The 25,730-nt window shown below is 46.6% G+C and carries 24 protein-coding genes; 7 read left to right on the top strand and 17 right to left on the bottom strand.

Annotated elements, in window-relative coordinates:
- Nucleotides 1–26: 26 nt before the first annotated feature.
- The 6 genes from H9I35_RS09905 to H9I35_RS09875 form a co-directional block, all read right to left on the bottom strand.
- Nucleotides 27–674, bottom strand: a complete 648-nt coding sequence (locus H9I35_RS09905; RefSeq protein ID WP_187419241.1) for a hypothetical protein — start codon at nt 672–674, stop codon at nt 27–29.
- Nucleotides 675–725: 51 nt separating this feature from the next.
- Nucleotides 726–1,052 carry a hypothetical protein gene (locus tag H9I35_RS09900; protein WP_187419240.1) on the bottom strand — a complete coding sequence of 109 codons (327 nt, stop codon included), beginning with the start codon at nt 1,050–1,052 and terminating at the stop codon, nt 726–728.
- A 157-nt stretch (nt 1,053–1,209) separates the two neighbouring features.
- Nucleotides 1,210–1,377 (bottom strand): hypothetical protein, encoded by a 168-nt coding sequence (locus H9I35_RS09895; RefSeq protein WP_187419239.1) that lies wholly within the window; start codon nt 1,375–1,377, stop codon nt 1,210–1,212.
- A 654-nt stretch (nt 1,378–2,031) separates the two neighbouring features.
- Nucleotides 2,032–3,834: a hypothetical protein gene (locus tag H9I35_RS09885; RefSeq protein WP_187419237.1), complete on the bottom strand. Its 1,803-nt coding sequence runs from the start codon at nt 3,832–3,834 to the stop codon at nt 2,032–2,034.
- Between the two features lie 6 nt (nt 3,835–3,840).
- Nucleotides 3,841–4,887 carry a hypothetical protein gene (locus tag H9I35_RS09880; protein ID WP_187419236.1) on the bottom strand — a complete coding sequence of 349 codons (1,047 nt, stop codon included), beginning with the start codon at nt 4,885–4,887 and terminating at the stop codon, nt 3,841–3,843.
- A 385-nt stretch (nt 4,888–5,272) separates the two neighbouring features.
- Nucleotides 5,273–5,851 (bottom strand): anti-sigma factor antagonist, encoded by a 579-nt coding sequence (locus tag H9I35_RS09875; RefSeq protein ID WP_252722647.1) that lies wholly within the window; start codon nt 5,849–5,851, stop codon nt 5,273–5,275.
- A 251-nt stretch (nt 5,852–6,102) separates the two neighbouring features.
- Between H9I35_RS09875 and H9I35_RS09870 the strand changes: the two genes are divergently transcribed.
- Nucleotides 6,103–6,861, top strand: a complete 759-nt coding sequence (locus H9I35_RS09870) for an RNA methyltransferase (protein WP_187419235.1) — start codon at nt 6,103–6,105, stop codon at nt 6,859–6,861.
- Here the strand turns inward: H9I35_RS09870 and H9I35_RS09865 are convergent.
- The 5 genes from H9I35_RS09865 to H9I35_RS09845 all read right to left on the bottom strand — a co-directional run bounded on the left by H9I35_RS09865 (nt 6,858) and on the right by H9I35_RS09845 (nt 13,186).
- Entirely contained in the window at nt 6,858–8,591 is a 1,734-nt protein-coding gene (locus H9I35_RS09865) for an ABC transporter ATP-binding protein (protein ID WP_187420771.1), read from the bottom strand. The genes H9I35_RS09870 and H9I35_RS09865 overlap by 4 nt on opposite strands.
- Nucleotides 8,588–10,333, bottom strand: coding sequence for an ABC transporter ATP-binding protein (locus H9I35_RS09860; RefSeq protein ID WP_187419234.1), 1,746 nt, complete (start codon nt 10,331–10,333; stop codon nt 8,588–8,590). Before H9I35_RS09860 ends, H9I35_RS09865 begins: the two co-directional genes overlap by 4 nt.
- Before the next feature lie 132 nt (nt 10,334–10,465).
- Complete coding sequence (locus H9I35_RS09855) at nt 10,466–11,035, bottom strand: TetR/AcrR family transcriptional regulator (RefSeq protein ID WP_187420770.1); 570 nt, start codon at nt 11,033–11,035, stop codon at nt 10,466–10,468.
- A gap of 126 nt (nt 11,036–11,161) precedes the next feature.
- Nucleotides 11,162–12,307, bottom strand: a complete 1,146-nt coding sequence (locus H9I35_RS09850; protein ID WP_187419233.1) for a sigma 54-interacting transcriptional regulator — start codon at nt 12,305–12,307, stop codon at nt 11,162–11,164.
- Between the two features lie 138 nt (nt 12,308–12,445).
- On the bottom strand, nt 12,446–13,186 hold the full coding sequence (locus H9I35_RS09845) for a WecB/TagA/CpsF family glycosyltransferase (RefSeq protein ID WP_187419232.1): 741 nt from the start codon (nt 13,184–13,186) through the stop codon (nt 12,446–12,448).
- A gap of 205 nt (nt 13,187–13,391) precedes the next feature.
- Here H9I35_RS09845 and H9I35_RS09840 point away from each other — a divergent pair, with 205 nt between their 5' ends.
- The 4 genes from H9I35_RS09840 to H9I35_RS09825 all read left to right on the top strand — a co-directional run bounded on the left by H9I35_RS09840 (nt 13,392) and on the right by H9I35_RS09825 (nt 16,677).
- Nucleotides 13,392–14,561 (top strand): ISAs1 family transposase, encoded by a 1,170-nt coding sequence (locus H9I35_RS09840; RefSeq protein ID WP_187418599.1) that lies wholly within the window; start codon nt 13,392–13,394, stop codon nt 14,559–14,561.
- Nucleotides 14,562–14,622: 61 nt separating this feature from the next.
- Nucleotides 14,623–15,069, top strand: coding sequence for a PTS sugar transporter subunit IIA (locus H9I35_RS09835; RefSeq protein ID WP_040770099.1), 447 nt, complete (start codon nt 14,623–14,625; stop codon nt 15,067–15,069).
- A gap of 87 nt (nt 15,070–15,156) precedes the next feature.
- The gene (locus H9I35_RS09830; RefSeq protein ID WP_187419231.1) at nt 15,157–15,696 is read left to right on the top strand and encodes a hypothetical protein; all 540 of its coding nucleotides are present in this window, start codon (nt 15,157–15,159) and stop codon (nt 15,694–15,696) included.
- 216 nt (nt 15,697–15,912) lie between these two features.
- Entirely contained in the window at nt 15,913–16,677 is a 765-nt protein-coding gene (locus H9I35_RS09825) for a transglycosylase SLT domain-containing protein (protein ID WP_187419230.1), read from the top strand.
- A 112-nt stretch (nt 16,678–16,789) separates the two neighbouring features.
- Here H9I35_RS09825 and H9I35_RS09820 read toward each other — a convergent pair whose 3' ends face one another.
- The 5 genes from H9I35_RS09820 to H9I35_RS09800 are packed head-to-tail and all read right to left on the bottom strand — an operon-like array spanning nt 16,790 to nt 21,661.
- Nucleotides 16,790–17,560, bottom strand: coding sequence for an MBL fold metallo-hydrolase (locus H9I35_RS09820; RefSeq protein WP_187419229.1), 771 nt, complete (start codon nt 17,558–17,560; stop codon nt 16,790–16,792).
- On the bottom strand, nt 17,557–19,074 hold the full coding sequence (locus H9I35_RS09815; RefSeq protein WP_187419228.1) for a tripartite tricarboxylate transporter permease: 1,518 nt from the start codon (nt 19,072–19,074) through the stop codon (nt 17,557–17,559). The genes H9I35_RS09820 and H9I35_RS09815 overlap by 4 nt, the downstream gene beginning before the upstream one ends.
- A gap of 16 nt (nt 19,075–19,090) precedes the next feature.
- Nucleotides 19,091–19,813, bottom strand: coding sequence for a tripartite tricarboxylate transporter TctB family protein (locus tag H9I35_RS09810; RefSeq protein ID WP_187419227.1), 723 nt, complete (start codon nt 19,811–19,813; stop codon nt 19,091–19,093).
- A gap of 18 nt (nt 19,814–19,831) precedes the next feature.
- Nucleotides 19,832–20,812, bottom strand: coding sequence for a tripartite tricarboxylate transporter substrate binding protein (locus H9I35_RS09805; RefSeq protein ID WP_187419226.1), 981 nt, complete (start codon nt 20,810–20,812; stop codon nt 19,832–19,834).
- 42 nt (nt 20,813–20,854) lie between these two features.
- Nucleotides 20,855–21,661, bottom strand: a complete 807-nt coding sequence (locus H9I35_RS09800; RefSeq protein WP_187419225.1) for a hypothetical protein — start codon at nt 21,659–21,661, stop codon at nt 20,855–20,857.
- Nucleotides 21,662–21,810: 149 nt separating this feature from the next.
- Between H9I35_RS09800 and H9I35_RS09795 the strand changes: the two genes are divergently transcribed.
- A complete protein-coding gene (locus H9I35_RS09795; protein WP_187419224.1) occupies nt 21,811–22,686 on the top strand; it encodes a helix-turn-helix transcriptional regulator in 876 nt (291 codons plus the stop codon).
- Between the two features lie 117 nt (nt 22,687–22,803).
- On the opposite strand, the gene H9I35_RS09790 is transcribed toward H9I35_RS09795, so the two are convergent.
- Nucleotides 22,804–24,132, bottom strand: a complete 1,329-nt coding sequence (locus H9I35_RS09790; protein WP_187419223.1) for an ArsB/NhaD family transporter — start codon at nt 24,130–24,132, stop codon at nt 22,804–22,806.
- Nucleotides 24,133–24,349: 217 nt separating this feature from the next.
- Between H9I35_RS09790 and H9I35_RS09785 the strand changes: the two genes are divergently transcribed.
- The gene (locus tag H9I35_RS09785) at nt 24,350–25,621 is read left to right on the top strand and encodes a deoxyguanosinetriphosphate triphosphohydrolase family protein (RefSeq protein ID WP_187419222.1); all 1,272 of its coding nucleotides are present in this window, start codon (nt 24,350–24,352) and stop codon (nt 25,619–25,621) included.
- Nucleotides 25,622–25,730 lie beyond the last annotated feature (109 nt).

Here is a 25,730-nt window from a genome sequence, read left to right as displayed (position 1 = left end):
AGCATAATAAAGTGAAAAATTCGACATTACTTTGTTTTGATAAAATCAATAAAATGGCTGACAGTCATTTTGACATATTCTTCTCCGCCAACCGTTATCGGACAAAACGAATACCATTGATATTCCGTTAGAACATCTTTGCGTTCTATATTTTCAAATATCAACAACGATATAAATGAATTTTTATAGGCGATCCCATATTTTACATCATTAACGATAAATGTAAAAATATTCCGCTCTAAATATTCTTCATATAATTGCCCCGAATAATTTACTTGTATATACTTTAACTTATCTTTTTCACTATATGTCGATTTTATTCCTAAGGCCGCTAAGTCATCATGAATTAAACTGTACATTTTATTTTTATCCAACGTTAAAGGACCTTTAATATTCGCGATAAAGGGAATAACAATACTTATAATATAGCCGGGCAGGTCTTCTCCTTCATGCCAATCTCTCCGAAATTCGGGAAGACCGTATCCGCCCAGTAAACAATCCAAATAAATCAACCGCTCATTTCCCGGAAGGACATGATTTTGTTTATGTATTGAAACAGTAATGTTATTTTTTGTTATAAAATCTATGTCGGACTTATTTTTTCTAACCAAAATGTTATTCTGTTTCAGAATATTATTTATTTCATCTAATTTTAATATCGTTTCTAAAGTCATAAGAATTTCCTGTAATTAAAAATAAAGTAAAAGTTTTACTTCCTCTTACAATTATCGTTTCCAATAAACAATATTAATAGATACGACATACATAATTGTTCCGATAAAAATAAAAAATACCGGTACATTTTTCCCATATAAAACCGTCTTCCATAACGATCCGCCATCTAAAATGATCGAGTATACCAATATTCCCTGCAAAGCGAGTATCATCAAATGAAAAAGATATTCTGAAAATTTCATTTTGGCATGAGATCTTATAATCTCAACAATAAGCGCAGGGGTAAATAAAAAAACGAAAAAATCTATAACGACATTATTATCCGGAAGCGAAGACGGATAGGCATTTAGATAATCTAAAAATACTGCTGCGCTCATATCCGATACCAATCCTTTCGTAAATCTAAAACAAAAAGCGGAAAGTATGATAATAACAATTGAAATCAAAATTATTAATCGTCGGTACATTATCGTTCAAAATCCTTCTGTTTGTTAATTATTCCTTTGCTTTTTCAGTTCAATAAAAACGATTTTTTCACATTTGTATTTGTAAATATCTGTAAGCTTTTTTTCTTTCCCGATCCCTATCGTATGCAGTTTCGGATTTGCCAGCCCCTGATAAATCAAAAAACAAACGAAAGATAAAAAAGTCATTAAAATCAACAAAAGAACGAATTTCTTTTTCATTATCTTTTCCTGTCATGAAAATTCACATCGATAAAAATATCAATCGATCTCAAATCGCACTCCTTGAAATAATTTCTCCGATGCGAATCAGAATATCCGAAAGCAAAACCTTTCCGCTTCGATCTTTTCCGAAATTTTATCGAGCAAATAGATAACGCTTTTATTACCGTAATCCACGTACAATACATAATACGTTTTTTCTGTTTCGTATTGAACGGTATGTTCGAAATCGTTAATTATGTTGACGCATATTGCGGCTTCTCTATTTGAAACTTTTCTTTTTTTACATTTTCGCTCGGTTTTTATGTATTGCTTTATAAATTCGTCTTCGCATGAACCAAACAATCGATAAGTACTTTCTTCCAAAAGAAAAACGGTCACTCTTTGAAAAGTATTCATCTTTGCGGAATATGTCGTATCGTCTATTTTTTCCCAAGCAACAGTGCCGCTTTTTTGATTGACAAGAAGATATAAACCGATAATACAGAAAATTACAGAGTAAACAAAAACAGGTATTTTGTTTGTCTTACGCCTTTTACTCGGCATAAACACAAGCAGCAAACCTATAACGGCGATAAAAAAACAAAACAGAACCAACAGCAAAAATTTATTGACCAGCAAGCGCCGCCTCCGTTAGGCTTTCCACTCCCGCAACGATTTTCGCCGCGCGCTATCCTTCGCTGCGCGCCAAAAACACGAGCGACACGATGAGCAATATGACGGCATACACAAGTGCTCCGAGCGGGAGACAATACGTTCCTGCAATACCGATGAATACGTAATTAATAATTTTAAAGAGCCACATGAGCGCGCGATACAAAATATGTGCGAGCACGGAAAAAAACGGAAAGGCGAAAATCCACGACATTTTAAACAAAACCGTTTCGCCGATGCGGTAATTCCACGCGAATGCCGCAAACCAGATAAAGAGGATCAGCATAAACAGCGGATACAGGATGCGGTTCAAAAGCACTTGGGCGAACACTTCGTCGGCATAACCGAAACGCGCACCTTTTCCGACAAAGCGGTAAAGCGAAATCATATTCATATATTCGGCGCCGCGGGAAACTTCGGTGAGCAGCAAAAGATCTTCGTATGACAGCGGCAGCACAATCCGATCGCTCCCGCCTTTTTTATCGGAAGCGGCGTAACGATAGAGCGGTCCCTCCGTGACTCCTTCGGTGTCTCTGTCGACCGAGCGGAGCAGAACGTACGGAATGAAATGCGCGCCGGCGGGTACGCCGAGAGAGCGCTTTGTGTCCTCGTCGAAGTCGGCGGAAGAAACTTGGCGCATTTTCGCATAGGGCACGTAGACGCTGTCGGTGTACGCTCCGTTTGCATCGATGGAAAAAACAGAAAGGGCGCGGAGATATTGTACGATGCCTCCGGATCCTTTTACCGGAGTGATGCCTTTGATATAGACGATCGATGTCGCACCGTCGTCTTTTTTAAGCGAAAAATACACATCGCTTGCCGTTTCAAATTCCTTCGCATCGATTATCTCGTCGATAAAAAAATATTCGGCATCGAGCCGCGCATGTGCGATCGCAAGATAGCGCACGATATCGGGATCGTTCGCGTTTTCGCGCGATGCAAGCGAAAGCGTGCGGAATATATAATACGCTTTGAGATTGTCGCCTTCGGCGAGCGCGGTATAACCGGAAAGTTTTCGCGCATAGGTTTTTTGGGCATCGGTTGTTGCGGGCAAGTCTGCGGCAAAAAGCGCGTTCCACGCATCCGCGGCTATGCGCTGCACTTCCGCGTAATTCGTATCGCGCCTCGTCGTAATGGACACGGCACTTTGCGCCCAGTAGTGCGCGTCGAAGTATTTTTTTTCGGCGTACGCTTTTTCGGCACGCGCACGGAGTTCCCGCACGGTATAGCCGTCTTCGCTGACCGGTTCGCTCGCCGTCTTCGAAACCGTTTTACGTACGGCATCGTGCGCTTCGCGCGAAGCGATTTCGGTATCACGGAAAAGTGAAAGCGCGTCGGGAGAAGAGGGATCGATTTTCAGCGCAAGTTCCGCGTAACGATATGCGAGCGCTCCCCTGCCCGACCGTTCAACCTGTCGTCCGACGCGGACGTATTCCTGTACGAGGAGCGGCATCCGCTCCAATTGCTTTTGCTTGGCGGATAAGATCGGCGTTCCGATTTCCGATGCCGCAGTCAAAACGAGAGACAGGACGAGGGATGTGACGACGACGCTGCGGTAGCGGCGGAACATCGCTTGGGAAAATCGCCGAGCGCTGCCGTCGGGATTTCGTCCGAACGAAACGGCATAGCCGATGACAAAGCCGGTCACCGAAAGTGCGGGAAGAATGCGGCAAAACAATTCAAGCCCGCTGTAAATCCGATAAAGCGTTTCGTTTTTCGCAATAAGCGGCGGCAGCAACGGCGAAAAAAAACGAAACGCCATGCACGCACAAAAGCAAAAGAGAAGGTAGCCGACTAAAATCTGAAGTACGCGTTTCATAAGCGCTTACCTCGCCCTCTTAAGCCGCTTTGCACGGACCGCTGCGGCAAGGCACCCGACCGAAGCGCACAGAACGGCAATACCTATGTTGATGCAGATAAGGAGAGGATCACCCGATCGCGCAAAAAACGGAAACACATTTGCAAGCTGCGCGCCCGCTTCCCGCAATCGCTTAAAATATTCCGAATAATACAAAAGATTGAACGACAATACGCCTGCGTCCATTATCAGGAGATAGAGAATTCCGACAAAGCGCCAATCGCTGCAAAACGAAACGGCGTACGTCGAACAGAGCGCAAGCGCAAGCGACAAAAAACAAAGCCATGCGAAACGCCCGTTTTTCCACGCCTGCTCGGCGTGCATTTCGATCGTGTCGATACCGCTTCCGATCCACGCGGGAAAAGAGGGAACCGTTTCACGGATGAGGATGTCGGCAAAAGGCGCGCTTTCGGCTTCCATAACGTTCGTATCGATTTGAGCGAGACCTATCGCGTTTTCATCGCCCGCGCTTTTAAGTACGACGGCAGCCCTTTCGGGTGCGGAAGCATCACGCAGCAGATAAGCGGCTTCTCCGGCATACGATCGGAAATATCCGGCCGAGAGCGTAGTTTTCGGCGCGGGCGGTAAGGATTGCTCGGTTTTCCATTTGAATTCGATAAAGAGCGGAAAAATCACGATCCACATCACCGCGCATAAAAGGATATAGACGATAACGGGTAAAAATCCGCCGCCGGAGTGGCGAATGCGATACAGACTGAAAAAAAGCGGCGATAAAACGATAAAGGAGGGCACAACGACAAAAAAACCGCGGGCAAGCGCATAGGCGCTGAACAGTTCAAGCGGCTGGCCGGCAACGAGATGCGCCGTATTGAAATACATCATATATGCGAGTTCGCCGACGACAATACAGCACGCCGTAATCCCGATATACGCGGGAATGAGCAAAATGGATTTTTTTACCGATTCGGCCATACTGCTTCCGCCTGCTCCGAAAAAGACATCCGAGTCCGAAAGTCCCGAACGCACTGCTCCGGCTTTTATGATTATCGGCAAAAACCGATCATTTCGATATATCCCCGATTTTACAAGGTACGAAAACGGGATAAACGGAAATATGCGGGGAAACTCCGCCGACAGCCTTCCGGTCGGGTTTTCCACCTGAGCATACACAGGCTTTCCACAACTTATCCACAGAAAAAAAACGGAAATCGCCTGCAAGGCTATTTCTCTATAATACCGATAATTAGCTCTTCAGATATAATATTATATAATTCGTTGTATTATAAAGATTTACAAAAGATTTTGGCAGTCGGATCGAAGTTTTTCGGTTTAAAAAAGATTTTTCCGCGATCCGCTGCGGTATTCCGCATTTTCTCCACTTTTTTCCACAACTTATCCACAAATGAAAAATCCGGCATCGTCTGCCGGATCCGTGCGCTTATCCGAGCGAAATCGCTCCCCCGTCGTCGATTGCAAGGATGGATTTGCATTCCGAACAGCGGAAGCGCCCGGCACGCGTCGCTCTGAGACGTTTCGTACACACCGGACACGCGAAAACCTTCGGGAAAATGCTGCTTGCAACGGGTGAGCCGTTTTTGAAAAACGCAACCGCATTTTCGATCGTGTCTTTGATATTGAAAAATTGAGAAAACCCGAGCAACTGAAACACTTCGGATACTTTCGGCTGAATATCGAGCAGGACGATATCGCCGCCTTTCGGTTTTACCATTTTCAAAAATGCGGTAAACGATCCTATGCCGGTCGATGAAACATAATTCAGCGAAGAACAATTAAAAATCAAATTGATATAACCCGAATCGACAATTTTTTGAATTTTTTTCTGAAAAAAGTTCGAATTGTACGTATCGATATAGCCGTTCAAATATACGCACAAACCGCTTTTTACCGTATCGATTTTTTCAAGCGAAATTTTTAAACTATCGTCCTTTTCGTCATTAAAACCCGGAACCAAATTATTATTATTTACCATAATTTTTTCATCATCTCCAAAATACATTATTTAATTTTATATAATAATACACTAAAATCACCATAATGTCAAATATATTAACTATTAAAAATAAATCGAATTTACGTTTTTATAATTGCGTTTTTTCCTTACTTTAACTTACAGAACAGTGCCGCCAACGCATCCGGTTGACATAAACATTTTTTACAAACTTCGGCACGCAGAAAACCGATACGATTTGAAATAAAAAGAATCGGTACATCTGGCGTACAATAATAAAAGTAAGTATAGTGTATTTTATGGATTTAGGGAAGATATGCATCGTTCTTGTACGCCCCGAAGAAAGCCGGAACATAGGATCCGCGTGCAGGGCCTTGGCAAATAACGACATCGCCGATCTGCGCATCGTCGGAAAAAAAAGCGATTATAAAGACGGTGCGGTTCGGACGCTCGCACTCCATGCAGCGGACATTTGGGAGAGCGCGCGTTTTTTCCGTTCGATTACCGATGCGACGGCGGACTGTACGCTTTCGGCAGGGACGACGAGACGGCGCGGAAAAAACAGAAAAGGCAAACTTTTGCTGCCCGAAGAATTTGCGGCAAAAGCGGCCGATATTTCGGGCGAACGAAACGGCGGAACGGTCGCAGCCGTATTCGGAAACGAGCGCACGGGTCTCACCGACGAAGAACTTGCCGAATGTACGCTCGGCGTTACGATACCGTCAAGCGAAAGCTTCGCGTCTCTCAATCTTTCACACGCCGTACAGATAATCTGCTATGCGCTTTTTCGGGAAAAAAGAGCCGGCATGGCAGGCTACACACCGCTTCCGCTTTCGCGCATCGACAAAACCGTTTCGATCATCGCGGACAATCTGCAAAAAATCGGATTTTTCAGCGTGACGGGACGGCGCGATATGGAACATTTTTGGAGAGCAATCCTTTCGCGCGCCTCTCTTTCCGAAGGCGAAGCAAAATACATGGAAAAAATATTTACCAAAGCGGCGGGACTGGCTTCAAAAAATAAAATTAATAATCAGATTAAAATCAAACATAATTAATAATTATTTTTTCCCGGGCGTTCACACGGCTCGCAGCCTTGCCGCCACAGCCGACAATATGCGCCGTCGGTTTCCGAAAGCAGCGCTTCATGCGTTCCAGCCTGTACGATCGCGCCGTTTTCAAAGACGAGAATTTGATCGGCGAATCGAATCGTGTTTAAATGGTGCGCGACGACCAACACCGTTCTGTCTTTTGCAAGCTCCGAAATCGCTTCCTGCAGCAACGCTTCGTTGACGGGATCGACGCTGCTCGTAATCTCGTCGAGCAGTAAAATCGGCGCATCTTTTAAAAACGCGCGCGCGATGGAGATGCGCTGCTTTTGTCCACCGGAGAGTCCTGTACCGTTTTCTCCGACGATCGTCCGGTAACCGTCAGGCAGCGACACGATAAAATCGTGAATGCGTGCCCGCTTTGCCGCCCGAATGACTTCATCGTCCGCAGCACCCGCTTTGCCGAGCCGTATATTTTCACCGATAGTATCCGCAAAAAGTTTGACATCCTGCATCACGATGCTCACGGAACCGAGCAGTTCGTCGTACGCCATATCGCGCACATCGACATCTCCGATACGAACGGCACCCTGCCGTACGTCCCAAAAGCGCAGCAGTAAATTCGTCACAGTCGTTTTTCCGGAACCCGACGCGCCGACAAGGGCGGTGAGCGTGCGTGCGGGTACGTAAAAAGAAATATCCTTCATCGCAAATCCGCCTTCTTCATATGAAAAACCGACTCCGTCGAAGGCGATCGAAAATTCTTTCGGCGTTTTCGGATGAGCGCTTTCACTGACAGCCGGCGCATCCGTTATTTTTTTTATTCTCCGAAAGCTGTCCGTCACGGCAAGGTAATTCATCCAATGCGTTTCCATCGCGACAAAGGGCTTATAGAATTCCCTGCTTAAAATAATAAAAAGCAAATAACGCATAAGCGGCAAAGTCCCGTCTACGATAAAGAAAATGCCCGCCGTCGCCGTAAGCCAAAACGTCGCATCGAGAAAAAAGCCGTATACCGAAAGCAGAGCCGCTTTGTATTTTGCAATCCGTTTCGCCGCATCGCCGAAAGCGCCTGCGGCGGATACAAGTTTTTCATCGAAGCGTTTGCTTTCGGAAAACGCTTTTAAAAGCGGAATACCTTTGACGTATTCTACAAACAAGCTTACCATATCGGCAAGCCGGTCTCCTGCACCGGCTTCCATCTTACCTGCCGTTTTCAATGCGCGGACAAGAAACAGCAGAGCAAACGAAATCCCGGCAATCGTGATCAGAGCCATCCGCATATCCGCGAAAAACAAAAGCGGCAGCAAAACGGCGGAGACGATGCCGTCGGCGCACATCCTCGTCCACAAATGTCCGACGACCAATTCCATCGTATCGACATCCTTATGGATGATCGTGCCGATCTCTCCGAGCCGCTCATTCGTATAAAATCCGAGTGAAAAAGTTTTCAGCCGGCGGATGATCTTCGATCTGATTTCATACACGAGATCGAAACCTGCGAAATGTTTTTGCATGTCGGCAAATACACTGCATCCGCACTTTATCAAAAGACAAGATCCGAACAGCAGTCCGTATCGGAGCAAACCGCCTTTTCCCGCACCGATGTCTTCCATAGCTTTCAGCACCGACAGCATCATAACCGCGCCCGAAAGCGCATATACCGTAAATCCCGCAATACTCAAAGCCAATGCGCACTTTCCTTTTTTTGTCAACGTATGCACTATCTCTCGGATCACCGCGTTTCCTCCTTTATATTCCACCGGTCCACTTTTTCCTGCGCACATACCATCGTTCGATAGAGTTCGCAGCGTTTTAATAATTCCGAATGCGTACCGCGGTCGATAATCCGTCCCCCGTCCATAACGACGATTTGATCGGCATCCCGTATCGCATTGAGGTGGTGCGCAATCGTAATGACCGTTTTACTGCGGCTCAAATCCGCAAGCGCGTCCCGTATATACGCTTCGTTTTCCGCATCGAGTGCAGCCGTCGCTTCATCCAAAATCACGATCGGCGCATCCTTTAAAAACATACGGGCGACGGCGATCCGCTGTTTTTCGCCGCCTGAAAATTTGACGCCCGCTTCTCCCGCCGCCGTATCGTAGCCGTACGGGAGCGCGGCGATGCAATCATGGATGTGCGCCTTTTTCGCCGCAGAAAAGATTTCCTCCTTCGTTGCATCCGGTTTTCCGATTCGAATATTTTCTTCCATACTCATATTGAACAAAAAGACATCCTGTTGAACAGCGGAAAAAAGCGCGCCGAGCCGTCGCTCCGAAAGAGATTTCGTATCGACGCCGCCGATACGTATCGTTCCGTCGTCAGGCTGCCAAAATCCCATGAGCAAATTTGCGATCGTCGTCTTTCCGGAGCCGGAAGAACCGATGAGCGCATTTTTACTGCCTCTTTTAAAAACGAGATTTATATGTTCCAACGCGTTCCGTCTGCCTCCGTAGGTAAAATTGACATCAACAATTTCAATGTCGCCCCCGGAAATTCCCGTATCGATACGGCAGCTTTCATCCCTTTCGGCAACAGGTACGTTGAGAACGGAACCGATACCCTCCATCGCTTGATTGAATACGATGCCGTAATGCTGCAGCGTCGCCGTCTTTGCGATCGAAGACGTAAAAGCGGATCCCAAAATAACGGCGAGGATAAAACGCTCGGCCGATAATTCGCCCAAAGATAAAAGCCGCAATCCGAAACCTATAACCAAAACGACGCCCGATTCCATAAACAGATCGATAAGTCCCATAGGAACGCTGATGCCCGCCATCGCTTTTTTCACCCAGTACACATAGTCTTTTGCGGAGCGGAGCGTCTTTTCCGTTTTCGTCTCTTCTCTTCCGAACGCTTTGATAACGGAAATATTCGAAACGTATTCCATAAGATTTTCCTGCATCGTTTTCGTACTGTCGGAAAATATTTTAAAATTCTTTTTCCAAAGCGGCGCAGACAGCGTTTTGACAAGCCACATACACGGCCCGCCCGCGATCATCAAAAGCGCAAGGCGCCGTTCCAATCCGAGCATGATAAAGAAAATAAGAGCAGGCATAAGCGTCGCCGACATAAGTTCCGGAAGCCCGTGCGCAAGATACGTTTCGGCTTGTTCCACATCGTGCTGTACGATATTCGTCAAATCGCCCGTTTTCCGTTCGTGAAAAAATCCGAGCGGCAGCTTTTTCAAATGTGCGATAATCCGCATGCGGAGTTCCGTAAGCGAATTGTATGCAGCTTCATGCGCTTTCCATACGGCGCCGTACGCGCACAACGCTTTCAGTACAAAACACAGAAAAACAGCGCAGGAAAAGAAGCACAGCTTTCGTACGGAAAGCGTCTGCAACGCAGCGAGGGCAAATATGTGTACGATGAGAATCTGCGGCAGTATGTCAAAAAGCGCTTTCAAGCAGAGCAATATGTTTGAAAGCCTGTTTTTCGCTTTTACTTTTTTGATAAGTTCGCTTTGCAGCGTCATAATCACTCCTTCTTTAGACTAAAAATGAATATAAATTCATTTTTCAATTAAAAAAAACAAATTACATCCGCCGGATAATCGGCATCGAATACGGAATAATAATTCAATATTCGACAAAATAAAAAATACTGTTTACAATGCATTGACTCCCTCATAGTAGCATTTCGCTACTATACGCAGTATTTCCGCGGCGCGTTTTTGACTCTCATAATGCCGCGCCACTTCCAAAAGGCTTTCGGCAAAATTACTTGCCAAAATATGCACGAGCAAACCGTCATACGGTTTTGCCGCCGTTTTTGTAAGCGCCTTTTTGATGTGCTTGCCCAAGGCAGCGATCAAATCCTGTTTCGCACATTCGTATTTCGTGCCGCCGCTTTTATCCATCAAAACGACAAAGGCTTTATGATTTTTGAGCAGCTCGAGCAAATATCCTTCCGCGATCGTTTTATATCGTTCGGACGGAAGACCGCTACCCGCTTCTTCTTCCCGCGCGATACGTTTAAAGTCGATCGAAAAAGACGAAGCGATTTTATCGAACAGCGCTTCTTTGTTTTTAAAATACGTATAGATCAATCCGACCGGAATATGCGCACGCGCAGCGATATCCTGCATTTTTGCACTTCTGAAATCTTTTTCATAAAAGACGTCGAGCCCTGCTCGGAAAATGCGATCGTAGATTTCTTCTTTCAACACTTGCGCCATAAACTCGCCCGCCAATATAGAATATATATTCATTATTACGCAGTATTCTTTTTTTGTCAACGGCATGCTCATCTGCCGCCACACGTATACCGCACACGTACATTTTGCTCATATACGGTACCAGATTTAAAAATTGATGTCCTCCGGATAAATCATTTCGCCTTTTGAAAACATGCACGCCTTCTTCAAACAGTTGATAAGCTGACGCACATTACCCGGCCAATCGTAACTCATAAGTTTTTCACGCGCCCTGTCCGACAGAGCGATATTACGCTCTTCCAAAAAAGAAGATGCGATTTCGTCGATATCTTCAAGGTGACGGCGAAGCGGCGGAAAGGTTATCATGCAGCCGGCAATCCGATAATACAAATCGCTTCGGAATCTTCCCTTCTGCATCATCTTGTGCAAATCGGCGTTTGTCGCGCATATAAGACGGAAATCGATACGGCGCTCGGCGTCGGAGCCGACGCTGCGGTAAGTTCCCGTATCCAGTACGCGCAGCAGCTTCGGCTGCAAAAAAAGCGGAACGTCGCCGATCTCATCGAGAAAAAGAGTTCCGCCGTTCGCTTTCGCAAAACGCCCCGATCGCTTTACCGCACCGGTATATGCGCCCGGCACCGTACCGAACAGTTCGCTTTCGGCAAGACTTTCGCTGACGGACGACATCTCTACGGAAATGAAAGACTTATCTTTTCGAGATGAATTATCGTGCAGCAATTTCGCCGCAAAAGTTTTTCCCGTTCCGCTTTCGCCGAGAAAAAGTACGGACAAATCTTTCGGCGCGACTTCGGCAAGACGCCGTTTCAAATCGGTGACGATTTTTGAAGACCCTGCAAATTTTTCGAAACCGCTTATGTCGACCTTACGGGAAAATGAACGCACCGGTTTTTTAAAAATCCGCTCTATATCGTTTGCTTCGGGTAAATGCCGTTTGACGACGGTACGCAGCAGATCGGAATCGCACGGAAAGGGAATACATGATTTGTGATAGCGCTGTATATGCGAAAGCGAAAAAGCGCTGTCGGATTTTACAAGAAAGAGAATGCGGGAACGGCGCGCAATGTCGATACAAATCTTTTCGGCCGCTCCGCCGCATTGCGCGGTGTCGATAAGAACGGGATTCGGGAAAGCGGACAGGGCATAGGAATCGGGACGGACGGAATCGACCACTCTGACCGAAAAAACCGGCTCGAGGGCGTGACGGCACCAATCGATCACCTTTACATCGGAAGATATTAAAACAACGGTATTCAGACTCGGAAAAACGTCCATCGTTCCCCCGTTTCAAACACACATTCGAATCGGCACGGCTCCGCAGAAAACTCCGAATATCCGCCCGATAATTAACTGCTAATGATTAAGGCGCGCTCTTTTCTCCGATCCCGCAAATTATATTTTTCGGAAAATCGTTTATTTGTTTTTGAAAAGACGGTAGCCCATCAACAACAGTATATACCACAAGTAGGGAAAAAGCAAAAATATTTTCAAAGGATTATGAAGGATTTCAGCAAATATTTCGTGACCGCGCGCAAATGTCTTTTCGTCGATACGCTTAATGCGTTCGGCAAAGATGCCGAGCACTTCTTTATAATAAATAAAAATACTCGACGCGAAGCGGTTCCGTCTGCGGTACACCCATACGTCTTTTTCTTTGATGCCGTCGCTTACGAGAACGAGAGCGGGAGAGGATTTGTAGATCGCCTGCACGACGGCGGCTTCCGCGTTTTTCGAATAATAACCGATATAGCGTCCGACGATCTGTAAATTCGGAAAGGTATCGCGCACATTCGATTCGGCTTTTTGCAGCGTCGCCCTCCGGGAACCGAGCAAAAAAATCGATTTGTAATGGCGCTCAAGCACCGACAATACTTCGATTACGGCATCGAAAGGATTGTAGCGCACCGGTATCGATTTTTTGAGAAATTTCGCACCTGCGATGATACTCTTCGAAACGGGCAAAATCAAATCGGCGTTGCGCACGCATTCGGCGTATTCGCTCTTTCCGCGCGCACGAAGCAGATCCCACACCGACAAAAATACGATCTGTTTCGTTCCGGGCTTTGCAAGAAGTTCAAGCACTTCGGATTCGATGTCTTCCGCACGGCAAATATCGACATTTACGCCTGCGACGCTTATCCTTTGAATACTCATACCGCCAGTATTTTAATTTACCGTACAAAATTATGCAAGGCAAGCAGCGGAAGCTTCGCTATCCCTTTTGCCGCGGGAGAATGCTTTGATTTATTTTTCGGACGGCACCTGTATGCGACCCCGCCCGCCGTATAATGCCGAGGCACGGAAATCAATTTTTGCTCGAGTATTGTTTAAAAAGTTGATAAAGTGCTAAAGTAAGTGTATGAGGTGGGAAACATTAGAAGAAGCACTTGCAGTGCTTGAGACGGAACGGGAATACGACGGGTATTTTTGCAGCGTACAAGACGCGGTTATCATCGTGATTTTGGGAAGCTTGTGCGATTTGCAAAGCGTAAAGAAAATCCACGAGTGGGCAACGACCGAACATGTCAGAACATTTTTGGCAGAAACGTTCGGAATCAAACGAATACCGTGCTATTGGTGGCTGTTAAGCCTGCTTGGAATCATACGGCCGGAATCATTGAATGAGTGTATGAAACAATGGGTAGCTTCGGTTGTACCGGCTCTTGCAGCAAAACTTGAGACGGAAGAGAAAGAACAAAGCGCGAAGAAAAAGAAGCAGCCGTTGACGATAGCCATAGACGGAAAAGCTATCCGCTCAACGGGAAAGATGAAAAAATACGACAGTCCCTTGCATATCATCAGTGCACAGATAGGGGAATTGGGGTTGACGCTTGCCCAAAGAACGGTCGAATCAAAGAGTAATGAGATTCCTGCCGTACCGGAATTGATAAAAGAGCTTGAAATTCAGGGCTGTATGGTGGTCGCGGACGCAATGAACTGTCAAATAGAGACTGCCGAGGCGATAATTGAGGCAAAAGCGGATTATTTGTTAAGTGCGAAGGGCAATCAGGAAGCACTTATGAACGATATCGCGGAGTATGTTCAGGATACAAAGCTGAGAGTGACGATGGACAGCATCACACGAACGGAAAAGGGACATGGGCGGAAGGAAAGGCGCAGTGCGTATACGAGTGCAGATGTTTCATGGCAGCCGGGAGGACGAGTATGGCCGGAACTCAAATGTATTGGAGCAGTGCATACACGATTTGAGACGAGTAAAGGGGTGACGGAAGAATGGCATTATTATATTTCAAGTAAAGCGTTACGAGCGGAAGAGCTGCTCCATCATGCAAGAGAGGAATGGTCGGTGGAATCGATGCATTGGCTGTTGGATGTACATTTTGACGAGGACAGATGCAGGGTGCAGAGTAAGAACGTACAACAGAATCTCAATATGCTGCACAAGTTTGCGCTTAACATAATCCGCATACACAAACGTGAATCACAATCGAAGCTGCCTTTAAACGGGATTATGTTCCGTGCACTTATGAATCCTCAAGCATTATTACCGCTTTTGGGCAAAACTTGATTTCCGTGATGCCGAGGATTTTCTCCTTGACAAGAAACCAATCTCAGCATACACTGTCAGTATGGACTTAAGAACAGTATTAACGACCGATACCGTAGATCTCCATCTCAAGGGAACGACAAAGGAAGCGATTATCGACGAAATGCTCGAATTGCTCGTAAAGGCCGGTAAAGTTACGGATAAAGCGGCCGCCCGCGAATGCGTACTCGACCGCGAACGCAAAATGTCTACCGGCATGAAACACGGCATCGCGATCCCTCACGGAAAAACGGATACGGTGAGCGACCTCGTCGCGTGCATCGGCATTTCCGACAATCCCGTCGATTTCGATTCTCTCGATCAGGAACCGTGCCGCATCTTTATCATGACGCTCTCGCCGGTAAACAAAACCGGTCCGCATCTTCAGTTCCTCGCGGAAGTAAGTCTCCTGTTTAAGAGCCCCGAAAAACGGCAGCTCATTCTTGAGACACAGGATAAGGCCGAAGTCATCAGAATCCTCACCGAATAGCGTTTTCGTTTTTTATTTTTTCCGTAAAACGCTCAAAAACAGTCTTTATGTATTGCATGAAGACCGTTTTTATTTTAAACTCACGCTATGAAAATCGACGCTCAGTTCGAATCGAAAAACGGAAAACTCTATGCGCTCAAAACGGGCGAAAAAGCCGATACGGGCGCTTTCATTCCCTTCGATTCGGGCGTCCTTTCAGGCGTTTCGTCCGAAATTGCGGAAACGGAAGCGCAAAGATTTTCTGAGGACAAGGGTAAAATACTTGCCGTATACGTTCCGCTCCGTGCCGCGGAAATTTCTGAAAATATATACGACGAAATGTATCTTGCAGCCCTCCGCGTGTTTTTAAAGAGTATCGAAGCATACGGCGCGTACGCCGTAGTCGTGCCGATTTCGGACTGCGGTGCCGAACGGTTAACGCAAGCGATGTGCCATACGGCTCGGCGGATCAAAGACTGCGCAGCCGTCATCGGTTTTGCGATTCCCGATGCACTGACGGAAAGCGAAGCGGCGGCATTTACGGATGCGATGAGCGCCAAGCACGCTCACTACGTCTATTTTTCGAATCGGTATGCGGGTTCATCCTTTGTCGCGTATGCCGTCGAAAGCGGACACGAGCAATCGTAAGTTTCCGCCGACGGCGGAAATACGGACGTTTAAACGAGCCGCTAAAATAGCGCGACTCGTTTAATTTCGAGTTTTCTTCAAAAACTCGTGGATATACGTGTGCGCTCTCGCGCACTAATGCGGCATTTTCGGAAATCGACATTTTCTGCAATACCGCATTTATAGGGACGCAAAGACGACACAATCGTACGCGCAGCAATTATCGGTATAACAAAAATGAAATATAAACCCGACGGGAAAAATTTTGCAAAGACACGACGCAATGCTCTCATCTTTATAAGCGTGCTGGGTATATTGTCGCTGTCTATATTTTTTATATTTCCCGAACAAAAAATTACCCCGTTTGATATTCCCGTTGCAGTAAACGAAAGGCCGAAAGTACAGGCGGAATTCAACACACCTCTGTCCGATAAACCGGCCGCCGTTCGGCACGGAGACGAGGGGCTCACGCTCTACCGTCAGCCCTATTACCGGCTCGCCGTCGAAGATTTTTATATCAGTGAAACGAACAACCGCGACATTACGCTTGCGATCCTCGAGTTCGCCGACAAAAACGACATTCCTCTGTCGCTCGCGTTTTCCCTTGCATATACGGAAAGCCGCTACAATATACGCGCGGTCAACTACAATACGAACAGTTCGATCGACCGCGGCCTCTTCCAGCTCAACGACCGCTCGTTTCCGCAGCTCGTCGAAAAAGATTTTTTCAATCCCGCAGTCAGTGCGCGCTACGGCATGGCGCACTTGCGCTTTTGCCTCAATATAGCCGGAAACATCATCCCCGCGCTCGCAATGTACAACGCGGGCGCCAACCGAGTGCGCTCAAACAGCACGCCGCAGTCGACGCTGAACTATATCGGCAATATCATGACGCACAAGCAGACGATCGACAAACGCTTTGCCGAAGAAGTTATGGCATACATCGATTACAATAATCCGCTCGATGCGAACGTATCGCTCGCGATGAGCGGAAAACGATAGACGTACGCCGGTAAATTTTTTTTAAAATCGCAGCGAAGGAAAATTTTCCGTCCCGTGTGCACCGCTTCGAGCCGCACACAGGCAGCCGACGAAGGGAATCGTGTATCGGATTTTATTTCCGTATGCCGATATCGTACGGAGTAAACAATACGGGAAGACAAGTATTCGGAAAAACGGCGCATGCTTCCGCCGCCATATCTTTTTGCACTTCGAGCGCCGGAGGCAGATGACAGAGTATAAGACGTTTTGCATGCGCTTTTACGGCCGTCATTGCAGCCTGACGAGCGCTTGAGTGTCCCGCTTTTTCGAGCAACGCTTCATCGAATACGGTACCACCCGCTTCATGAACAAGCAGATCCGCATCGAACATTTGCAAAGGAACTTCTTTCAGCACGCGCGTATCCGCCGAATATGCAAAACGCGCCGAGCCGTCGGTCAAAAAGATACCGCATGTCGGAATCGTATGATCGACATCGAATAAATCCGCACAAAACGATCCCTCTATATTCACCGGCTTTCCATCGTAAACCGTCCATTGTATCGGGACCATATTTTGTTTTTGAAAAAGCGCAAATACGTTGCACAGGGATTTTGCACACTCAAGCGCCGCCGCGCTTCCTATAATCCGCAAAGGTTTTGATCGTTTTAAGATCCAAAGATTGTGAATTAAAGAAGGCAAAGCGTACATATGATCGATATGCGCATGCGTCAAAATCACCGCATCGAGGTCTATAGGATCGTAGCCTGCCTGCCGAATCAGCTGTGCCGGAGCACCGCTCGTATCGACGAGTACAAAGGCGCCACCGCTGTCCGCGAGCAAAGACGTATTTCCTGAACTTGCGCTTTGCAGACATCCTTGGCTGCCGAGGAAAATTACTTTCATATCGCTTTTCGCTTACGCGTCACGATAGGAAAGATGATTGAAAAGAGGGCTGCCGCGATAAATAAAAGGCAGATAGGCTTGGTGAAAAAGGTAAAATAATTTCCGCCTGCAAGTTTTACCGCACGTCTGAAATTTTCTTCAAACATACCGCCCAAAATCAAACCCAATACGATCGGCGCGATCGGAAAATCGTTGCGCTTCAATACATAGCCGATCAAACCCATTGCAAGCGCAATTCCCATATTGTAAATACCGACAGCCGTAGCTTGACCTGCGATCGCATAAGAACCGATAAACGATAAAACCAGCACCAACGGCAGCAAGAGCTGTTGCGGAATATTAAGCACTTTCGGATAGAGACGGATACCGCCGAGCTGAAAGACCGCCATAAAGATATTCGATATAAATAAGGTCACAAAGATTGCATACACAAGCGCCATATTTTGCTGGAACAATTGAAAGCCCGGCGTTATCCCTTTTATCATCAAAGCACCGATAAGCACCGCCGTCGCTGCGTCTCCGGGAATTCCCAACGCAAGAGCGGGGATCAAAGCTCCGCCGGTTACCGCATTGTTTGCAACTTCGGGTGCAAATACGCCTTCGAGACATCCGCTTCCGATCGGTTCAAGTTTTCCTTTTGATGCCGCGCAAATATCCTTTGCCGTATTTCTTGCCAAAAAAACGGCAATCGACGCGCCCGTACCGGGAATCGCACCGACAATCGTACCTATACCGGTGGAACTTAAAATTATTTTCCACATCTGCCCTATCTTTTTTAAAGGCGGAAAAATACGGTCTATTTTTACTTTTTCCGTTTTTGATACGGGACGGTTCAATTTATGCATTTCAAAGAATACTTGCGAAATTCCGTATAAGCCTATGAGCGTTGAAGTCAAATCCAAACCTTTCGCCAAAGGAGTCGTCGCCAAATACGAAGAAAACGGTATCCTCAATTGTCCGCTGAAAGGATCCGTTCCTAAAAATGCAAGCGCCATACCGAATGCTCCCATAAGCAAACCTTTCATAACATTATTTGCGGAAACCGAAGCGATAATGACAAGACCTACCAAAGCGAGCGTAGTCTTTTCCGCAGGTCCGAAAGCAAGCGTCAAGCGTGCAATCAAAGGTGCAAATAAAACGAGACAAAGCAGGCTGCCCATCCCGCCTATAAGAGACGCAACAACGGCGCCTCCCAAAGCCTGATCGGCTTTGCCTTTTTTCGTCATGAGAATGCCGTCTTCAACGGTCGCTATGGCGTTAGGATTTCCCGGTATACCGAGCAATATGGCGGGAATGGAAGCGCCGCTGACCGCACCGCAGTATACGGCAAGCAAAAGTCCGATTCCCGTCGCACTTGGCAAATGAAAGCTGATCGGCATAATCAATGCGATGCCCATCGTAGCCGTCAGCCCGGGAAGCGCTCCGAGTATGATGCCTAAAATCGAGCCGAACGCCATCCACAGCAGCGTCGATATATTCGCAACCTGAAGTAATCCTTGCAAAAAAGTATCCATACGAAAACCGCCTCTCTTACCAAAAAATAAGTCCTTTGACCAATTCGACAAGGAACAATTGTTTAAAAACAAGATAGATTATTTCGGTGGACGCCGTTGCAATGACAGCAGAAAGCCAAGTGTGGTACGAGCTCTTATCATCATTTGCAGGCCATTTTTTTCGACAGAGTTTCACGGCGGCAATGATCCAAAGCACCGTAATAACGAGAGTACAAGCCGCAGTAAAGGATGGAGACCCGACCCACGACGGAACGCTTCCCCTTCTTCCGGCAGACAATAAATTGCGTGTAATAAGCCGGCCGAGCGTATAGAGCAGCAGAATATTGACGAGAGACGCGATGCAGCCGGACAATAAAAATTTCAGGTCTTTTTTACGGATATCTCCCTGTTGATTTGCAAAACACAAACAAAACAGAAGGAGTACCGTACACGGAATAAAGCCCGCGCTCCGTATGCAAAATATATAAGCAACAGCAAGCGCGAGCGTAAGGACAAACAGGCGCTTTTCAGGCTTCGACATCGCGGCATCTTCTTTTTCGCTACGCTTATCGGTTATCAGTAAATATACCGATGCGATAAACATAAAAATCGAAAAGACGAGCGGTAAAATCATGCCGCCCGGATCACCGCCGACTTCATCGCCGATCATCCTTGAACTGCCGGAACTGATTACGTAGATAAAATACAATCCCGATAAAATAACGAAAGCTATCAGAATCGGTTTTTTATCTTTAAGCATACCGTTTGTCCTCATAATTTATTTCATTTTATATAAACCGGCTTCTTTCAATATCGGTTCATAATCCGCAATGATGCCCGCATCGTATGCGGCAAAGTCGTCGAGCTTATGGAAGGATTGAATAAAACCGTTCGTCTTCATAAATTTTTGAAAACCCTCTGAATAAAAAGCTTTTTCAACCGCGTCGGCAAGCCATTTTTTTGCCGCATCGGGAGTACCCTTTTTCACCGTCAACGAACGGAAAGATCCGCTCGGTATGGAAAGACCGGGATAGCCCGCTTCCGCGATCGTAGGTACGTCCGCCAACTCCGGAATCGAACTGTGTTTTTCACCGAGAATCACCAACGGACGAAGCGACGCTTTATTCGCTTTGACTTCGGATTGACTGAAAATACCGACGTCACAATGACCGCCCAAAACGGAAGCTATAAGATCCGCTCCTCCCTTAAAAGGCGTTACGTTGAATACTTTATTTAAAGCGAGATTTATGCCCACGCTTGCAACACCCGTCGCGCCTCCCATGCCTGCGTTTCCGAACGTGATTTTTCCGGGATTCGCTTTTGCAGCCGCTTCAACTTCTTTTAAGCTCTTCCACGGCTTATCGTTTCGAACCGCGATGATAAACGGATCCCAGTTCAAAGCCGCAATATAATCAAGCGCTTTATACCCCTCGGTTAAGCCTTGCATCGTAGCCGCCGTCGTATGCGTACCGGAACCCAAAAGCGTATATCCGTCGGCAGCGCCGTTGATCACTTCATTCGTTCCCGTAGCGCTTCCCGCTCCGGGCATATTCGTCACTATAAAATTCTGTCCCGTTGTCTTTTTCAAATCTTCGACCAAAGCACGGAAAATCAAATCCGTACTGCCGCCTGCCGCGTGCGGCACGACGATCGTTATCGTTTTTTCGGGATCGGGAAACGCGTTTTCGTTCGACCCCATAGCAAATACCGGAATAACGGCAAAGACCGCAGCCGACAACACCAAAGCAATTTTTTTCATACATACCTCCAGAATTTTCGCATATTTTACGTGTATGTGCGCTCACAACGTAAAGCGCACGTACGTTCTGTCATCAAAACTTATATTACCGTTTTCGATTCCCTTGGTAGACACATGAAGTCTGTAACACTCGGGATCTTCCCGTAAAATCTTCGCCAGTTCGGCTTCGCTTTTCTCCAACGTCGGCAGCAATACGGGGTATCCGTCGCTCGCCAAAATGACTTCCGAACTTTTTTCCGGCAGACGAATCTTTTTTATTAAAGTTTCCGGAATTTCATCGCCGTTTATAACGGCATATCCGTAGGGCGTATCGCTGCGGTTCGCAAAATTCGTCGCTTTAACGATCCACGGGAGAATTACCTTTCTGCCTTCATCGGCAGAACTTCCATCGGACAAACTTTGATCGGGCTGCAGATAAAGTATCATGCTGCGCAGATCGGCAAGAACGATATCGCTTTTTTTTACACTGGTATAAAGTGCGCCGTCGACCATCACCTGACAGTCTCCGATAAGCCATATCTCGCGCTTCGAAACGGAACAGATAACGGCGACCGCCTGCAAACCGTATTCTTTTTTATCGTAAGGAAAATCGGTACGCCGATAAAAATCCTCATAAGCGGCATTGCAGTTTTTGATGATATCGGTGCATTCCGAATCGGGGGCGCTTTGCTCTATGGCACGGGCGATCAGCTCTGCGGCAATCCGTCCGGTTTTTTTTTCACCGCAGATAAAATCGCTCTTTGAAGTAACGCCGTCAATTACGGCAATAAAATGATCGGTGATCGTCAAAACGTCTTCGCAGTAACCGGCGCGTTTTTTACCTTTTACTATGGATTCTACTATCTTCATATCGAAATTATGCTTTACCGAGTTTGGAATATGCGTATATTGTATGCCCGATCCCGTGATAAAAAAAGAGTTTTTTATCTGAAAAACATTGCATTTTGTCCTATTTGATTTATAATAGACAATCGACTATTTATTAAGGTGATATCGATATGACAAAAAAAATCGCTCCGACTCCTTATTATCACAAAGGTGTGATGAAATCAAAAACATACGAGATTTATTATAACAGTGACTTTTCACTCGGCCGGATAGGAAAACATACGCACAGTCACTATGAATTTTATTTTTTAATATCGGGCAGCGTTATGTATACCCTAGACGACAAAACGTATCCTCTCCGCCCCGGCGATATCCTTTTAATTAAACCCGAACAAGTACATGCCGCATTGATAAACGAAAATCAAAAAGCTTACGAACGCTATATTCTATGGCTGAACACGGATTATATCAAACAACTGTCATCCGCGCACACCGATCTGCTGCTTCCCTTCCGCAAAATAAATTTTTCCGGTTCTTATTTGCGGCTGCCGCATGATATGCGCCTCGTCGTAGCCAATCTGCTGCAAATGATTTTAATCCAGTTCAATTCTCATGAATACGGCTCCGACCTTTTGGCCGACTCCTACATCACCGAACTTCTCATTCATATTGCGCGTATCAAATTATATTGGCAACCCGTCTATTTTGAACGGGATATTGACGACAATCCCATAATCTTACGCACGTTAAATTATATTGCCGAACACATTCACGACGACATCGGGATTTCCGACATCACAAACGAATTGTGCATAAGCCGCTCTCATCTTTCAAAACTTTTTTCGGACTGTATGGGAACGTCCGTCCATCAGTACATCATAAAAAAGAAGCTTTATTTGGCGAAACAGGAACTCTTATCGGGGCATGCTTCCGTTGAAACGTTGTGTACGAATTACAACTTCGGAGATTACAGTTCGTTTTATCGGGCATTTAAAACCGAATTCGGTATGTCGCCGAGAAAGTTCATACAGGAATTAAAAAAATAATATACGCCGGTAAATTTTTTTTTAAAATCGCAGCGAAGGAAAATTTTCCGTCCCGTGTCTACCGCTTCGAGCCGCACACAGACAGCCGAAGAAGGGTACGCTTTCTCCCAAACAAAACTACGCCCACACGAGCCACAGCGCCAAAGCCGCAGCGGCTGTCGTTAAAATCGTAAAAGGCGCGCCGATTTTCAGCCAGCCCGCAAAATCGACGGGGCGGCCTTCTTTTTTGAGGATACCCATAGCGACGACGTTTGCACTCGCTCCGAAAGGCGTCAAATTTCCGCCGAGACAGGAACCGATAAGAAGCGCGAACATGTAGAGTTCGGCGGCGAGATCCATCTGAACGGCGAGCGTTTTCGCAACCGGCAGCATGACGATAATATACGGCACGTTGTCTACAAAACCCGAAATAACGACGGAGACGACGAGGATCAGCATAAAACCCGCGAACACATTGCCGCCGGTAATGCGTACGAGAATACGGGCGAAATCCGAAAGCAAACCGGTTTCCGAAATCGCGCCGACGACGATAAATATGCCGATCAAAAACGCAATCGTTTCCCAATCGAGTCCTTTGATAAGCAGCTGCGTTTCACGAAGCGAGCGGTGCCGTACAAATCGGAACCACAGCACGCCCGCAATACCGAGAAAAAGCACGTACAGTCCCGATAAAAATTCAAAATCGAAATGAAAAAACGAAATCGCCGCAAGCCCGAAAATCATCGCGAGCAGGAGCAGAAGCGGCACCGAAGAAATCACTTCGGTTTTATCCGAATCGGGTTTTTCTTTTTGCTTTGCAAAAAACAAATAAAAATACAGACAGCCCGCAAGCATACCCGTTTGAATAAAGAAAAAAATCGACGGCTTGGCGGCATGTACGAAAAAATCGTTGAAGGTATAGCCCGCGTAGCTTGCAAAAATCATCGACGGCGGATCTCCGACGAGCGTTGCCGTTCCTTCGAGATTCGACATGACGGCAAGTCCTATCATAAAATACGTCGGATCGATTTTAAGCTTTTTGCACAACGCAAGCGCTATCGGAGCCATGACGAGTACGGTCGCGACGTTTTCAACGAAGATCGAAATAAAGCCCGTCATTGCAAGGATGAGCACGATTGCGATTCCCGTATTCGGAGCTTTTTCAACTATTTTATCCGCAATGAACGCGGGCATCTGCGAATAGATAAAGAGCGCCGCGATTGCCATGCTTCCGACGTAAATCATGAGCACGTTCCAGTTGACAAGAGAAAAAAATGCGTGCACGAAAGGATATGCACGAAGCGGAACGCCGCCGTCAAAGGGAAAAATGCTGCCGGGAAATATCGCGCCCAACAACAGAATAATGAGCGCCGCAGCGGATGTAAATACGATTTTTTTATGCTGCACGACGATGACGAGCGCATACATCGAGGCGGCAAGTGCAAGCACGACCCATTTCATTTCCATATTGAAAGAGTATACAGAAAAAAAAGCCGCAGGTAAATCACACGATTTTTTTCATAAAATTTCTTTCGGTTGTAACCATTTTCCCCGTCCGCCGTTTATAGAGTGCAAGCATTATATGCAAACGCAAAGGTCACTGTTTTTCCTCCTTTTAACAGTGGCCTTATTTTTTAACCGCGCACTTACTACCGCTCTTTTTCCGTGATATAATAGCCGCTGTATGAAAGATTCTTTTAAAGACGTAAGATGCTGTCCCGAACGCAAAAATTGGGCGGAATGCATAAAGCGCGAAGTGCCGCTGTACGGCAGAGGCAATGAAATCCGCTCGGACTTCGAGCGCGATTATACGCGGCTTTTGCACTCCCGCGCGTTCAGCCGCTTAAAACATAAAACGCAGGTTTTTTTCGCACCGCACAACGATCACACGTGTACGCGCATGGAACACGTGCTGCACGTAGCATCGGTCGCATCCGAAATCGCAAAATACCTCGGCTTGAACGAAAGACTTGCCGCCGCAATTGCGATCGGGCACGATATCGGACACGCACCCTTCGGTCACCACGGAGAAAACCGTCTCAATTCGCTCCTTGAACAAAAAACGGGCGTCAATGCTCCGAAAAAATTTTGGCACGAACGCAACAGTCTTTTTTTTGCAGACTATATCGAAACGCTTGCCGATCCCGACGGAATCGAACAGCCGCTCAATTTGACCTATGCGGTGCGAGACGGACTTATCTGCCACTGCGGCGAAATCGATCAGCAGGGTATCATGCCGCGGACTGAAGCGATCGATCTCTATTCGATAAAACGGCCGGGTATCGTACAGCCGTACACGTGGGAAGGCTGCGTCGTAAAAATCGCCGACAAAATAGCATACTTGGGACGGGACATCGAAGATGCGCGGGCATACCACATGCTCGATATGACGTCCTACCGCGAACTGCGCGAAATCGTCGCGACGACGCTCGGCATCGACGGCAAAGCGAAGGGCGCGTTCCGAAGCGGCAAAGCGGTCAATACAACGGTTTTAATAAACGATCTCATCGTCGACTTGTGCACGCAGTCGAGTCCGGAAGGGGGCTTGCGCTTTTCGGACGAGTATTTCCGTTTTATCATCGAACTGAAAAAATTCAATTTCCGGCGGATCTATGCTCACTGGCGCATAGAAGAATTCATGCACTACGCGTCGGACATTATCAAAACACTGTACGAAGTGCTCATGCGCGTGCAGCCCTACGCGCAAAACGGACGCGCACGACAAGCGCTGCGCTATTATCCGAATCTGTGTTCGACCTATGAAGACTGGCTCGTCAAATACGCAAACTACGCACCTCTCGGACAGACAGACCGAAAACGAATTCTCCGCTGCAATACCGCCGAAGTTTTCGATATAAACGATAACGAGTCGTACCAAAAATGCGTCATCGAATATATTTCCGGCATGACCGATCAGTTTGCAATTCAAGTGTATGAAGAGATCATCACGTTTTAACATGCCGCATTTCGGGCATCCGCATTAAACTGAAAAAGATATTTGACACATAACAAAAATCCGTAGTACAATGAAATATTGTCGGCTGAACGGCAATTTCAGCCGGGCA

Source organism: Treponema sp. Marseille-Q4132 (assembly GCF_014334835.1).
Classification (GTDB): Bacteria; Spirochaetota; Spirochaetia; order Treponematales; family Treponemataceae; genus Treponema_D; species Treponema_D paredis.
This window is presented reverse-complemented; position numbering and strand designations above follow the sequence as displayed.